The organism is Aeromonas intestinalis, from assembly GCF_054052485.1.
The window spans coordinates 1-12,882 of sequence record NZ_JBSTYK010000026.1 but is presented as its reverse complement, the minus strand read 5'-3'; the positions used below and the strand labels follow the sequence as shown (position 1 = coordinate 12,882).

The 12,882-nt window shown below is 63.2% G+C and carries 13 protein-coding genes; 8 read left to right on the top strand and 5 right to left on the bottom strand.

Annotated elements, in window-relative coordinates:
• Positions 1-58 precede the first annotated feature (58 nt).
• Complete coding sequence (gene mrcB / locus ACW5W7_RS20840; RefSeq protein ID WP_456502944.1) at positions 59-2,386, top strand: penicillin-binding protein 1B; 2,328 nt, start codon at positions 59-61, stop codon at positions 2,384-2,386.
• A gap of 39 nt (positions 2,387-2,425) precedes the next feature.
• Positions 2,426-2,827, top strand: a complete 402-nt coding sequence (gene gloA2 / locus ACW5W7_RS20835; RefSeq protein ID WP_456502943.1) for an SMU1112c/YaeR family gloxylase I-like metalloprotein — start codon at positions 2,426-2,428, stop codon at positions 2,825-2,827.
• Positions 2,828-2,916: 89 nt separating this feature from the next.
• Here the strand turns inward: gloA2 and ACW5W7_RS20830 are convergent, their stop codons facing one another.
• Positions 2,917-3,237, bottom strand: a complete 321-nt coding sequence (locus ACW5W7_RS20830; protein ID WP_456502942.1) for an SMR family transporter — start codon at positions 3,235-3,237, stop codon at positions 2,917-2,919.
• Positions 3,225-3,626, bottom strand: coding sequence for an SMR family transporter (locus ACW5W7_RS20825; protein WP_456502941.1), 402 nt, complete (start codon positions 3,624-3,626; stop codon positions 3,225-3,227). The genes ACW5W7_RS20830 and ACW5W7_RS20825 overlap by 13 nt, the downstream gene beginning before the upstream one ends.
• Before the next feature lie 155 nt (positions 3,627-3,781).
• Here ACW5W7_RS20825 and ACW5W7_RS20820 point away from each other — a divergent pair, with 155 nt between their 5' ends.
• The gene (locus ACW5W7_RS20820) at positions 3,782-4,663 is read left to right on the top strand and encodes a LysR family transcriptional regulator (RefSeq protein WP_456502940.1); all 882 of its coding nucleotides are present in this window, start codon (positions 3,782-3,784) and stop codon (positions 4,661-4,663) included.
• A gap of 15 nt (positions 4,664-4,678) precedes the next feature.
• Here ACW5W7_RS20820 and ACW5W7_RS20815 read toward each other — a convergent pair whose 3' ends face one another.
• Positions 4,679-5,188: a DUF2937 family protein gene (locus ACW5W7_RS20815; RefSeq protein ID WP_456502939.1), complete on the bottom strand. Its 510-nt coding sequence runs from the start codon at positions 5,186-5,188 to the stop codon at positions 4,679-4,681.
• A gap of 204 nt (positions 5,189-5,392) precedes the next feature.
• Here ACW5W7_RS20815 and ACW5W7_RS20810 point away from each other — a divergent pair, with 204 nt between their 5' ends.
• Complete coding sequence (locus tag ACW5W7_RS20810; RefSeq protein WP_456502938.1) at positions 5,393-6,076, top strand: phosphatase PAP2 family protein; 684 nt, start codon at positions 5,393-5,395, stop codon at positions 6,074-6,076.
• Between the two features lie 276 nt (positions 6,077-6,352).
• The gene (locus tag ACW5W7_RS20805; RefSeq protein ID WP_456502937.1) at positions 6,353-7,273 is read left to right on the top strand and encodes a TSUP family transporter; all 921 of its coding nucleotides are present in this window, start codon (positions 6,353-6,355) and stop codon (positions 7,271-7,273) included.
• Between the two features lie 18 nt (positions 7,274-7,291).
• Here ACW5W7_RS20805 and ACW5W7_RS20800 read toward each other — a convergent pair whose 3' ends face one another.
• Both ACW5W7_RS20800 and hemL read right to left on the bottom strand, forming a co-directional pair.
• Positions 7,292-8,113 carry a hypothetical protein gene (locus tag ACW5W7_RS20800; RefSeq protein WP_349921116.1) on the bottom strand — a complete coding sequence of 274 codons (822 nt, stop codon included), beginning with the start codon at positions 8,111-8,113 and terminating at the stop codon, positions 7,292-7,294.
• A 268-nt stretch (positions 8,114-8,381) separates the two neighbouring features.
• The gene (gene hemL, locus ACW5W7_RS20795) at positions 8,382-9,668 is read right to left on the bottom strand and encodes a glutamate-1-semialdehyde 2,1-aminomutase (RefSeq protein ID WP_456502936.1); all 1,287 of its coding nucleotides are present in this window, start codon (positions 9,666-9,668) and stop codon (positions 8,382-8,384) included.
• A 221-nt stretch (positions 9,669-9,889) separates the two neighbouring features.
• Between hemL and clcA the strand changes: the two genes are divergently transcribed.
• From clcA to erpA, 3 genes are all read left to right on the top strand, one after another.
• On the top strand, positions 9,890-11,284 hold the full coding sequence (gene clcA, locus ACW5W7_RS20790; RefSeq protein WP_456502935.1) for a H(+)/Cl(-) exchange transporter ClcA: 1,395 nt from the start codon (positions 9,890-9,892) through the stop codon (positions 11,282-11,284).
• 86 nt (positions 11,285-11,370) lie between these two features.
• Positions 11,371-12,063: a DUF6776 family protein gene (locus ACW5W7_RS20785; protein ID WP_456502934.1), complete on the top strand. Its 693-nt coding sequence runs from the start codon at positions 11,371-11,373 to the stop codon at positions 12,061-12,063.
• Positions 12,064-12,158: 95 nt separating this feature from the next.
• On the top strand, positions 12,159-12,509 hold the full coding sequence (erpA, locus tag ACW5W7_RS20780) for an iron-sulfur cluster insertion protein ErpA (RefSeq protein ID WP_349921120.1): 351 nt from the start codon (positions 12,159-12,161) through the stop codon (positions 12,507-12,509).
• Positions 12,510-12,882 lie beyond the last annotated feature (373 nt).

Genomic DNA, 12,882 nt, shown 5'->3' with positions numbered 1-12,882 from the left:
CGCAATCGGACGTTCGCGAAGGCGACAACACAAGCAGGAAGGAAAGCAAAGAGGATTTATGGCAACCCAACGACGCAAGCGCGCGCCCAAGAAGGCCGCGCCCAACAACACCATCTGGCGCAAGCTGTTCTGGCTTGGCTTCAAACTCTCGCTGGTGGTGGGCGCCTTCATGGTGGTATTCGGTATCTATCTCGATACCAAGGTGCGCGAGCGCTTCGATGGCGAGAAGTGGCAGCTGCCGGTGATGGTTTACAGCCGTCCGCTGGAGCTCTACCCCAGCCAGCGTCTCTCCCAGGCCCAGATGCTGCGCGAGCTGAACATGCTGAGCTACAAGCAGGTGCGCCAGCCCCACACCCCGGGTGAGTATGCGGTCAACGGCAACAAGATTGACCTGATCCGCCGCCCGTTCGCCTTCCATGACGGCGCCGACGGTGCCCGCGGCCTGCGCCTGACCTTCAACGGTGCGCGGCTGGACGGGATCCTGGCGCTCGAAAACCAGCGCCAGCTCGGTTATGCCCAGATGGACCCGGTGCTGCTGGACCGGCTGAACACCGAGGAGCGGGAGGATCGCCTGCTGGTGCGCATCGCCGAGGTGCCGGACAGCCTGCTGGTCACCCTGCTCACCACGGAAGACAGGGACTTCTATCAGCATGGCGGCGTCTCCCCCGTGGCCATCATGCGCGCCATGGCGGCCAACGTGCTGGCGGGGCGCACCGTGCAGGGGGGCAGTACCCTCACCCAGCAGCTCGCCAAGAACTTCTTCCTGACCCGTGAGCGCAGCCTGTGGCGCAAGGTGCAGGAAGCCTATATGGCGGTGCTGATCGACTACCGCTACAGCAAGGACGAGATCCTGGAGGCCTATCTCAACGAGGTCTATCTCGGTCAGAACTTCTCCCAGGGGGTCTACGGCTTCGGGCTCGCCTCCTATTTCTACTTCGGCATCCCGGTCAACGAGCTGGACATCGATCAGGTGGCCCTGCTGGTGGGCATGGTGAAGGGCCCCTCCTATTACGATCCCTGGCGCTTCCCGGAGCGGGCCAAGGCCCGGCGGGATCTGGTGCTGAAATTGCTGATGGATCACGGCAGCCTGACCCAGCCCGAGTATGAGCTGGCCAGCAAGCAACCCCTTGGCATCATCACCCGTGGCCAGATGAGCTATGGCCGCACCCCGGCCTTCATGGGCCTGCTCAAGCGGGAGATCCAGAGCCGCTTCGGCCCGGATCTGCTCAAGCAGTCCGGCCTCAAGATCTTCACCAGCCTGGATCCCATCGCCCAGCACGCCGCCGAACAAGCGGTGGAATCGGGGCTTGCCACCATCGAGAAGCAACGGGGCAAGAAGAAGCTGGAGGCGGCCATGGTGGTCTCCGACTGGCACAAGGGGGAAGTGGTCGCCATGGTGGGGGGACGGGATCCGCGCTACGCCGGCTTCAACCGCGCGCTGGATGCCCGTCGTCAGATCGGTTCCCTGGTGAAACCCGCCGTCTACCTGACCGGCCTCTCCAACGGCCTGACCCTGGGCACACCGCTGAAAGATCAGCCGATCCGCATCCGCGGCCAGGATGGCCAGATCTGGACGCCTCAGAACTACGATCGCAAGTTCCGCCAGAGCGTGCCCATGATGGAGGCGCTGGCGAGCTCCCTCAACGTGCCGACCGTCAACCTCGGCATGCAGGTGGGGCTCGACAAGGTGGTGGATACCCTGCACAAGCTCGGGGTTACCCAGGAGATCCAGCCCTACCCGTCCTTGGTGCTGGGGGCCGTGGCGCTCTCTCCCATGGAGGTGAACCAGATGTACCTGCCCATCGCGAACCAGGGGCTGACCCAGCCGCTGTCGGCCATCCGCGCCGTGGTGAACGGCGATGGCAGCCAGCTCTATCAGCATGACGAGGCCGCCAAGCGGGTCACGGATCCCCAGGCGAGCTGGCTGACCCTGTTCGCCATGACCAAGACAGTGAGCCAGGGCACGGCCCGGGCCCTCGGAGCCAAGTTCCCCGGCGCCACCATGGCCGCCAAGACCGGGACCACCAACGAACTGCGGGACTCCTGGTTCACCGGGCTCGACAACAACGAACTGGTGAGCATCTGGGTCGGTCGTGACGACAACACCCCGGCCGGGCTGACCGGTGCCAGCGGTGCCCTGCAACTGTTCAGCGGTTACATGAGCCAGCGCGGGGTCAACAGCCTGAGCCTGAACATGCCGGAGGGGGTGAGCTGGGCCAGCTTCTCCCGCACCAGTGGTGCCCGGGTCACCAGCGACTGCCCCGGCAGCCTGCAGGTGCCGGCCAAACTGGCAGGACTGGGGGAACCCATGAGCTGCGCCGCTCCGGTGGCGAACCCGAGCCCGACCAATGCCCTGGACAACTGGTTCAACGGTTTCTTCAACTAAGGAAACGGGCGGCCTGCCGCCCGTTTTGATGGAGTCGGTATGACGATACCCCTGCTCGGCGGCATCCACCATGTGGCCATCATCGCCAGCGACTATGCGCGCTCGCGCCGCTTCTATCACGAGGTGCTGGGACTGCCCATCATCGCTGAGACCCTGCGCGAAGCCCGCCAATCCTGGAAACTGGATCTGGCCCTGCCGGACGGCAGCCAGCTGGAGCTGTTCAGCTTCCCCGCGCCGCCACCGCGTCCCTCGAGGCCCGAGGCCTGCGGCCTTCGCCATCTGGCCTTTCGGGTAGCGGATCTGGAGCGGGTCATCGCCCATCTGCAGGGGCAGGGGATCGAGGTGGAGGCGGTGCGGGTGGACGAGCTGACCGGTCGGCGCTTCACCTTCTTCGCCGACCCCGACGGCCTGCCGTTGGAGCTCTATGAGGCAGAGAGTTAGACTGCCTGCTGCAATCTGAGCGATCGTTTTGACTGTTTAAAAGCCGCCCGGCAAACCGGACGGCTTTTTTCATGAGCTTTTGGCGTGGATCATGCGGTGGTCAGCAGGGCTACCGCCACCGCCATCACCAGGATCCCGGCCCAGCCGACGGGTTTGAGCCGCTCCCCGAACAGCAAGAGGCCGCCGAGGGCGGTGCCAAGGATGCCGATGGCACCCCAGGTGGCGTAGGCAATGGCGAGATCTATCTTGCCCGTGCTCACCGCCTCGGAGAGCAGGGTGAAGGCGCAGAGCACCAGCAGGATGCCGAGAAATCCCCAGCCCTTGTAGCGAAACCCCACCGAGCGGTTGATGGCCATGTTGGCGCCAATGTCCAGCAGGGCGGCGCCGAGCACGATGATCAACGGGTGCATGGGGCCTCCCCAATCTGACGCGGTGCGGGGGTTGAGGCCGGCTCATCATGGCTCTCACCCAGGGTCACCATAACAATCCCCACTATGGCCAGCGCGAGCCCGATCAGCTCCTGGGTGCTGATGCGGTAATCCAGGAACAACACGGAGACCAGGGTGATCAAGGCGATCCCCAGTCCTTCCCAGAGGGCGAACGCGATACCAATGGAGATTGTTTTGGCGGCTTTGGCCAACATCAGGTAGGAGAGGGCGATGAGCGCCCACATGGGCAGGTAGTTGAGCCAGCCCGCGCCATTGTCCGCGATGAGGGTCATGGAGGAGGTGCCGGCGACCTCGGTCAGGATGGCGCCGGTCAAAAACATCCGGGCCAATAACATGCGACTGATTAACATAAAGCGTCCTTCTGTGGCTTCGACCCGGCAAGGATAGCCGGGGCCCCGGCCTTGTCGGGAATCGCTCAGCGTCGATTAATCAGACGCCAAGGGTTTGCCTGTGTGATGGGGGCGGGCTAAGGTAAAGCTCGGATCCTCTGCATGCCAGCGCCTTTATGAAGCTCAATCAGATAGAACTCTTTGTGGAATCTGCGGAAAGCGGCTCCATTGCCAATGCGGCCCGCCGTCTTGGCAAGAGTCGCAGTGCGGTCAGCACGGCGATCGCGGCACTGGAGTTGGAGCTTGGCGTCGACCTTTTTGAACGCGGTGCGAATCGCAGTCGATTGACCGAGATAGGGGAGCAGGTGCTGGATGACTGCAAACGGCTGCTGCAGGCGGCCAACAGCCTGCAGCTCAAGTGCGAGCATCACGCCTCCGGCGCCGAGGTGGCGCTGCGGGTGGCGCGGGATGACGCCATCCCCGAATCTGTCTGGCGCGACCTGCTGGGGACCCTGCGTCGCCAGTTCCCCGGCACCAGCATCTCCCTGGTGCTGGCCTCGCCCCCCGAGCTGCCTGCCCTGGTGGAGGAGGGGTTCGTGGACGCGGCCTTCGGCCTCATCACCGAGGAGCAGGAGCGCAGCGGCCTGTGCATCGCTGTGCTCAACCCCATCCGCACCCTGATGGTGGTGGCGCCGAGCCACCCCCTGGCCGGCCTGAAACGGGTGCTGCAGCAGGATCTGAGCGGCCACACCCAGGTCACCCTCTCCTATGTCGACGAGTTCTCGGTCAAGAGCCTGCTGCCCATCGGCGGCCAGCACATCGGCCTGTCGAGTTTCGAGCTGATGCGGGACGCCGTGCTGGATGGGCTGGGGTGGGCCGTGCTCCCCTCGCCGCTGATCCAGGGCCAGCTGCGGCAGGGCGATCTGTTGACCCTGAAGCACAAGTTCAGCCTGCAGTGGCGGGACTACGGGGTCTATCTGTCGGAAAGCGCCCACCACGGCAAGGTGCTGGCCTGGTTGAAGAAGGCGATCCAGGCCTATCTCGAACCCTTCGAGTAGGCCGGGAGAGGGGCGTCAGCGATAGCGGGGGGCAGGCTGGCGCGAGCGAAACGGCAGCAGGATGATGCCGAGCAGCAGATCCCCGAGCAGGGCGGCGATCAGGCCAACGGCGAGACCACAGCCGATGGCGGCCTGCTTGAGCGGCACCACATAGCTGTAGTTGTGTAGGGTATCCTGCCAGAGCAGGGGATCCGGTTGCAGCAGCAGGTGGGAGAGCTGTCGCAGCCAGGGTTTATCCTTGATGGCGAGCTCCTGCTGCAGGTGGCGCTGCTGGCTCACCAGCAGCTTCAGGCTGTCGGCATCCTGGGTGAAGACCGGATCCTGACTGGCGCCGTAGTGGGCGATCAGGGCCTGCAGATCCCCACCGAAGTGCTGATCCGCGGTGCCCTGGAAGGGGGCCAGGCTGAGGTTGGCCTGCTGCACCCGGGCATCCAGCCGCTGGAAGTAGAGATCGACCAGCCCCGGGATCTGAACCCCAGCCAATAAGCCCAGTGCAAACAACATCATGCGAAGGTAGCTGCGCATCATCATCATCCTGAATGAAGGGATTCACATACTAGCCGCAAGCCGCTGGCGCGCCAAGCCGAGTACTGCCAGTTTGGGCGTCGAGATGGGATCTGTGGAAAAAGATTCGGTAGAGTATCTTTCTGACATTAACTTTTACATTTTTGTGATTCAGATCTCGAATAATCTACTTTAAAATAAGGTTTTTCTGAAGGAAGGCTCGGCATGAGCAAGTTCATACCTTTCTATCTGATCGGGGGGCTGATCGCCCTCAGTTGGGGCGCCCTGCCGGGCCACGGCCCCTGGGATCACTGGGATCTCGCCACCTTCCTGCGGGTCAATGGCTGGCTCGCCGACTCCGCACGCTGGGCGGATCTGGTGGCCATCACCAACAACCGCCTGTTCGATCTGGTGGCCTTGGCCTGCATGGGGCTGATCCTGGCCATCTGCTTCTTCCGTGCGCAGGGGCAGGAGCGCAGTCGGCTGGTGGCCATGGGGGTCGTCATGCTGCTGGGGGCCTTGGCTATCAACCAGTTTGGCCACCTGCTGCCGGTCAGTCGCCCGAGCCCCACCCTGATGGTGGAGGGGGCGCTGCGGGTGACCGAGCTGAGCGCCATCCCGACCAAGGACTCTTCAAGCGACAGCTTCCCCGGGGATCACGCCCTGTTCCTGATGATCTTCGCCGGTTTCGCCCTGCGCTACCTGCCGCGCTGGGCCGGTGTCATCGCCCTGCTGATGGTGCCCCTGTTCTCGGCTCCCCGCATCTTCGCCGGGGCTCACTGGCTGACGGATGTCTATGTCGGCGCCCTCTGCCTGGCCCTGCTCTGTCTGCCCCTCTTGCTGCTGACGCCCTTGTCGGATCGACTGATCGCGCGCATCGCCCCCAGGCTGCCCGGCTGGCTGGGCTGACAGACCCGGCATCGGATGGCTGGCAATAAAAAAGAAGGCAGGGAAACCTGCCTTCTTTTGCTTATTTCCATCGGCGGCTGTGGTCGTCGCGAAATGACCATGACTACGGCCGATGGCCCCGGGCTTGCGCCCTCATGGGCAAGTATGGGCAGCGCCGTTCGAGTTCGCATACTCACCCTGGGATCAATCCCGTCGACGGGGCCTGACTGGTGGGCCCACGCCATATTGTCGGGGGCGGCGCGCCTTTGACATCGCCGCCTCTTTTGGAGAACGCCAATGCTAATCAATCTGTTGCGCCTGCTGTTCATCGGCTGCGCCCTGGTCTTCATCTTCATGCTGATCCACGCCTGGTGGCACAAGCGGCGCAGGGGGGAGCTCGAGTCCACGCCGTTCTGGCCGGTAGCGGGCATCGGTTTTGTCGCCAACTTCCTCGATACCTTGGGGGTGGGCAGCTTCGCGGTGAAGACCGCCTGCTACAAGCAGTTCAAGCTCATCGACGATCGTCTGCTGCCGGGCACCCTCAACGGTCAGTGCGTGCTGCCGACCGTGACCCAGTCCCTCATCTTCATCGGCGTGGTCAAGGTGGACCCCCTCACCCTCATCAGCATGATGGCGGCGGCCGCCGCGGGAGCCGCCTGGGGGGCGAGCCGGGTCGCCGGCTTCGATAGGCAGACCATCCGGCTGGTGATGGCGGTCTCCCTGCTGGTGGTGGCCGGGCTCATCTTCGCCGGCCTGCTGGGGCTCTTCCCCCTCGGTGGCGAGGCCATGGGGCTGACCGGCTACAAGCTGGGGATTGCCCTGGCTGGCAACTTCCTCTTCGGGGTCTTGATGAACGTCGGCATCGGCCTGTTCGCCCCCTGCATGACCCTGGTCTACCTGCTGGGGATGAATCCCATGGCGGCCTTCCCCATCATGATGGGCTCCACCGCTGTGCTGAGCGTCTTCTCGGCGGGTACCTTCATCCGGCGGGGAGCCTTTGATGCCAAAGCCGTGCTGGCGGTGGCCATCTTCGGCCCTCTCGGCGTGGTGCTGGGGGCCCAGCTGGTGCAGTCCATGGACATGGAGATGCTCAAATGGCTGGTGGCCCTAGTGGTCATCTACACCTCCTGGACCATGTACGCCTCCTGGCGGGCGGGACGGCGCCAGCCCGCTAGCCAGTCACCGGCTCAGCGCGGGCTGAGCGAGGCTCCCCGCTAACCATCTTGCGGGGAGGGATCACCTCCCGCGTCGAAAGCCGGTGCGCCGCCGCGAAAGCCCGGCCCCCGGCTCGCCACCACTTGTCAGGGGGCGCTGGCTGGAGGCGACCAGGGCCGCCTCCGCCTTGGCGCCGAGAAACACGTAGAGCCCGAGCGCCAGCAGCAGTCCCACGGCGCAGGCCATCACCCCCACCGCCGGCCAGAGCAACTCGACCTGGCCAAGAGACCCCTTGAACAGCAACAGCAGCCCCTCGATGGAGACCGCGATCAGGATGGCGGCGATGAAGCGGGTGATGGTGCGGCGAATGGCGCTGTGGCGGAAGATGTCCTTATGAAGCAGTACCTCCTCCTCCAATATGGTCTTGCCGAGATCGAACACCGCCAATGCCAGGGTCAGGAAGATGATGGCGCTGAAGGCGCCGAGCCGGTTTGGCTGGGTGCCGCACAGCAGCAGGTAGAGCTGCTCAAGTCCGTGCCAGATCAGGGTGGCGACGATGAGAAACAGTGCAAGGCTCAGCACCACGTAGACGGCCCTGAACCAGGGGATGGCGCGGCGCCGCTCTCTGTCCCCCATCAGCCAGGCGATCAGCTGATGCAGGTTGATGCCGAGCTCACGGCCATGGCCCTGCACCACCAGTCTGAGCTGCCCCTGGGGGGCGGGGATCGGAGCCAGGATGGTGGCGTTTGCCTGGGGCAGGGGCGTGCTCTGCACGCTCTGCACGAAGGGATAGGCCTTGAGGGACTCCGGGGGGAGGTTGAGCAACCCCAGCAGCAGGGGGGCCAGCTCGGTTTCGTACTCCTGATAGCGCCGCAGCACATCGATGGGGCTCATCTCTGCCATACACACCTCGGTCAAGTGGGCTCCTGGGGGCGCGGTTCACCCGGGATGCCGTGAACCGCCTCCAGCAATCTGGTGCAAATAGTGGGCCTGCTTTATGACAGTCGTGGTGGCGCTGCTTGCACCAGTGCATGGCAAACCCGAAGGGAAGGGGAGAGGCGTGCACCACAAGGGGGCATGCAATCAGGATCCTGTGCGGGCTAACCGCACAGGCAAGAAGAAGGGCCCCGCAGGGCCCTTCTTTATTTGGACGGGTTTATATGGACCGGGATCAGCCCGCCAGCTTGGCGAAGCTGCGCTCGGCGGCGGCCAGGGTGTGGGCTATCTCCTTGTCGCCGTGGGCAAGGGAGAGGAAGCCCGCCTCGTAGGCGCTCGGCGCCAGGTAGACCCCCTCTTCCAGCATCAGATGGTAGAAGCGCTTGAAGCGATCCATGTCGCAGCGGGTGACCTGCTCATAACGGGTGATCTCGGGCTCATCGGTGAAGAAGAAGCCGAACATGCCACCTACCTGGGTGACGGCGAGTGGGATGCCGTGTTTGGCGGCGGCGGCCTTCAAGCCTTGGGCTACCTGGGCTGTCTTGGCATCGAGCCGCGCATAGAGGCCGGGTTCTTGCAGCAGATCCAGCATGGCCAGACCCGCGGCCATGGCCACCGGGTTGCCGGACAGGGTGCCCGCCTGGTAGACGGGGCCGGTCGGGGCGATGTGCTGCATCACCTTCTTCTTGCCGCCGAAGGCGCCCACCGGCATGCCGGCCCCGATGATCTTGCCGAGGGTGGTGAGATCCGGGTCAATGTTGTAGTGGCCCTGGGCGCCGCCGAGGGCGACCCGAAAGCCCGTCATGACTTCGTCCAGGATCAGCAGGGCGCCGGCTTCGTCGCAGATGGCGCGCAGCCCTTCCAGGAAGCCCGGCACCGGCGGGATGCAGTTCATGTTGCCGGCCACCGGTTCGACGATGATGCAGGCGATGTCGCTGCCGTACTGGGCGAAGACGTCCCGCACCGAATCCAGATCGTTGAACACGCAGGTGAGGGTGTGTTTGGCAAAGTCCGCCGGTACGCCCGGGCTGTTCGGCTGACCCAGGGTGAGGGCGCCGGAGCCGGCCTTCACCAGCAGGGAGTCGGCGTGGCCGTGGTAGCAGCCCTCGAATTTGACGATCTTGTCGCGGCCGGTGTAGCCGCGGGCCAGACGGATGGCGCTCATGGTCGCTTCGGTGCCCGAGTTCACCATACGCACCTGCTCCATGGAGGGGACTAGCTGGCGCACCTTCTCCGCCATGCGCACCTCGATCTCGGTGGGGGCGCCGTAGCTCAGCCCCTTTTCCACCGCCTGGATGACGGCGGCCTTGATGGCCGGGTGGTTGTGACCCAGCAGCATGGGGCCCCAGGAGCCGATATAGTCCACATAGGCCTGACCATCCACATCATAGAGATAGGCACCGTCGGCACTCTCGATGAAGCGGGGCGTGCCACCGACCCCGTTGAAGGCGCGGACCGGGGAGTTGACGCCACCCGGAATGGTCTGGCGGGCCTGTTCAAACAGCTGATCTGATTTTGACATGGATCATCCTTAATGGGATTTTGGTGGTCGTACCGGGAAAGGTGGCCGAATGCGGCTCGGCAGCCTGCGGGTGGTGGAGTATGCTTTGCGCTCTCATTACCCGGGCCGCTGGCCTGCCCCGTGGCACATTAAACCGGCCGACTATAGCAGAAAGGCCCTGTGCTGGGCAGTCGAGCCGGGACCGGGTGTTGTCAAACCTTGCTGGATGAATATGGTTTCTCATGGCGCAACAAGCCCCCTCTTCTTCTGATATTCCGTTGCCTGGGCACAGACCCGTCTTTCAACGCCTTATTTTGCAGGACAAGATGCCGCTGCTGGTGCTGCTGTTGGCCGCCCTGGTGGGTCTCCTGGCTGGTCTGGTGTGCGGGCTGTTTGAATCCGGCGTGCACTGGATGATCTCCCAGCGAGTCACCCTGCTGGCGGACAGGCCCTGGTGGCAACTCATCGGGCTGGGGTTCGGCTTCAGCGCCCTGCTCGGCATGGTCGGCTACTTTCTCACCCATGCCTTCGCTCCCGAGGCGGGGGGATCCGGCATTCCCGAGATAGAGGGAGCTATGGACGAGCTGCGGCCGGTGCGTTGGTGGCGGGTACTGCCGGTCAAATTCTTCGGCGGCATCTGTACCTTGAGCTCCGGCATGGTGCTGGGACGGGAGGGGCCCTCGGTGCAGATCGGCGGCAACCTCGGCAAGATGGTGGCCGACATCTTCCGTCTGCCCAGGGAACATGGCCATGCCTTGCTGGCGGCGGGTGCCGCCGGGGGGCTGGCGGCGGCCTTCAATGCGCCGCTCGCGGGCATACTGTTCGTGATGGAGGAGATGCGACCCCAGTTTCGCTACTCCTTCCTCGCCATCAAGGCGGTGGGGATCTCCGCCGTCATGGCGACCCTGATGCTGCAGAACATGAAGGGACAGGCGCCGGTGATAAGCCTGCCCCATTACGACGCGCCGGCCCTGAAGGCGCTCTGGCTCTTCCTCTTCATGGGTGCCTGCTTCGGCGTACTGGGTTTTGTCTTCAACAAGCTGGTGCTGGCCTGTCAGGACGGTTACCTCGCCTTGCACCAGAACAAGCGCCATCGCTTCGTCGCCATCGGCATGCTGGTGGCGGGCACCTTCGGCGTGCTGTCGCTGTTCGTGCCCTCGGTGACCGGTGGCGGCACCGAACTCATCCCGCACCTGATGGGGGATGAATATGCCATGGCCACCCTGTTCCTCATCTTCACGGTGCGCCTCATCGCAACGCTCATCTGCTTTTGCTCCGGCGCCCCCGGCGGTGTCTTCGCGCCCACTCTGGCCCTCGGTACCCTGTTCGGGGTGGTGTTCGGCCATATCTTCCACGCGGCTTTCCCGGATCTGGGCATTGAACCCGGCGCCTTTGCCATCGCCGGCATGGGGGCGCTGTTTGCCGCCACCGTGCGCGCCCCCATCACCGGCATCGTGCTGGTGACCGAGATGACCGACAACTATCAGCTGATCCTGCCCATGATGATCACCACCATAGGCGCCACCCTGGTGGCTCAGTGGTTGGGGGGGCGGCCCATCTATTCCCAGATCCTGGAGCGAACTTTACGGCTGGCTGCGCGTCAAAAGCGGGGTGAGAGCAGTGTGACTGTTGGTTAACCCCTTGTTTGTTCACATCAATCAATTGATGTCGCATATAGTGAAGGGAAGAGGCCGCAGTGTGGCGCAGTAATGGAAGAGGCCCTATGTCCCAAATCGTGAAGTTATTGGTGGTGTTGCTGGTGGGGGGGCTCATCGGGTATGTGATCGGCAATCGGCAGGAGTTGGCCCAGAGCAGCCTCTTGACGGTGCAACAGGAGACCCTGGCGCGCCAGAGCAAGGCCATCGGTCAACTCAAGACGGATCTGGGGGTCAAGGATACCCTGCTGGCGACCCAGAAGGCGGCCTTCGAGCAGTTGCAGCAGACCCTCAAGGATCAGGAGGCAGAGGTTCAGGAGCAGAAGCGCCAGCTCGCCTTCTTCGAGCGGATCATGAGACCCACCGGCGATCAGATGGGGGTGGTCATCGACAACCTCAGTCTGCAGGAGACCAGCGTGCCGGGTCGTTACCATTACCGTCTGGCCCTGACGCAGCCGGCCAAGAAGCGGGAACTGTTTCGCGGGCAGGTTCAGATCCGGGTGGAGGGGAGCCTGGCAGACAAACCCAAGACCCTCAGTAGCCGGGATCTTGGCATGAAGACGGGGGAGGGGCGCTACGCCTTGCGCTACTTCCAGTTGCTGGAGGGCAACTGGCAATTGCCTGAGGGCTTCATTCCGGATCGGGTGCGGATCACCATCGCCAAGGCGGGACGTCAGCCCGCCCAGGAACTGCTGGCCGAGTGGAGCGATGTGCTCAAACCTCTGGTTGTCCAGCCAACGCCCTTGCCGGCGGCCCAGTAACAACAAGAAGAGTGGTGAATACTTGAACTGAATGGTCGGGTATTGGATAATTCCGCCGTTCCATGTAAGTGGATTTAACGGTTGTGAGGTCAGTGATGAGTGCAGTAGCAGAAGCCCTGTTGCCAATCCAGATGACGGATGCGGCGGCGAACAAGGTCAAGACCTTGATTACCGAAGAAGAAAATCCCGAGCTCAAGCTGCGGGTCTACATCACCGGGGGGGGCTGCTCCGGTTTCCAGTACGGTTTTACCTTTGACGAGAAGATCAACGACGGTGACACCGTCGTCGAGAAGAGCGGCGTGACCATGGTGATCGATCCCATGAGCCTGCAATACCTGGTCGGTGGCAGCGTGGACTACACCGAAGGTCTGGAGGGCTCCCGCTTTACCGTGACCAACCCCAATGCCACGACCACCTGTGGCTGCGGTTCCAGTTTCTCCATCTGATTTGCCAGCATGACAAGATTGAAAGGGCCCATTGGGGCCCTTTTTGCTGCCATATTGCTCGCTTTGCTCAATACTTAAACGCTTGAACGGTTTTATCAAAAAAACACAGGGTTTTTGCTTGCCAGCGAGAAACCGTTCCCTATAATGCGCCTCCATCAGCACGGCACAGTGCGCGGCTGGTCTGGCTTGCAAAGCAACCCAGTGGGGGTTATAGTTATCGACCCTGCTCTTTAACAATTTGAATCAAGCAATCTGTGTGGGCACTCACAGCATCGAGCATCAAAAAACAATTTTTGATTTTCAATGTCTGATGAAGTGACCAACGCAACGAAAGTTGCAGCAGTTAATTCAGCAATTCATTGAGCCGCCTTTA

Excerpts from the sequence above, each read along its gene's own strand:
- mrcB (WP_456502944.1), top strand. The coding sequence starts at position 59 with ATGGCAACCCAACGACGCAAGCGCGCGCCCAAGAAGGCCGCGCCCAAC.
- gloA2 (WP_456502943.1), top strand. The coding sequence starts at position 2,426 with ATGACGATACCCCTGCTCGGCGGCATCCACCATGTGGCCATCATCGCC.
- ACW5W7_RS20830 (WP_456502942.1), bottom strand. The coding sequence starts at position 3,237 with ATGCACCCGTTGATCATCGTGCTCGGCGCCGCCCTGCTGGACATTGGC.
- ACW5W7_RS20825 (WP_456502941.1), bottom strand. The coding sequence starts at position 3,626 with ATGTTAATCAGTCGCATGTTATTGGCCCGGATGTTTTTGACCGGCGCC.
- ACW5W7_RS20820 (WP_456502940.1), top strand. The coding sequence starts at position 3,782 with ATGAAGCTCAATCAGATAGAACTCTTTGTGGAATCTGCGGAAAGCGGC.
- ACW5W7_RS20815 (WP_456502939.1), bottom strand. The coding sequence starts at position 5,188 with ATGCGCAGCTACCTTCGCATGATGTTGTTTGCACTGGGCTTATTGGCT.
- ACW5W7_RS20810 (WP_456502938.1), top strand. The coding sequence starts at position 5,393 with ATGAGCAAGTTCATACCTTTCTATCTGATCGGGGGGCTGATCGCCCTC.
- ACW5W7_RS20805 (WP_456502937.1), top strand. The coding sequence starts at position 6,353 with ATGCTAATCAATCTGTTGCGCCTGCTGTTCATCGGCTGCGCCCTGGTC.
- ACW5W7_RS20800 (WP_349921116.1), bottom strand. The coding sequence starts at position 8,113 with ATGGCAGAGATGAGCCCCATCGATGTGCTGCGGCGCTATCAGGAGTAC.
- hemL (WP_456502936.1), bottom strand. The coding sequence starts at position 9,668 with ATGTCAAAATCAGATCAGCTGTTTGAACAGGCCCGCCAGACCATTCCG.
- clcA (WP_456502935.1), top strand. The coding sequence starts at position 9,890 with ATGGCGCAACAAGCCCCCTCTTCTTCTGATATTCCGTTGCCTGGGCAC.
- ACW5W7_RS20785 (WP_456502934.1), top strand. The coding sequence starts at position 11,371 with ATGTCCCAAATCGTGAAGTTATTGGTGGTGTTGCTGGTGGGGGGGCTC.
- erpA (WP_349921120.1), top strand. The coding sequence starts at position 12,159 with ATGAGTGCAGTAGCAGAAGCCCTGTTGCCAATCCAGATGACGGATGCG.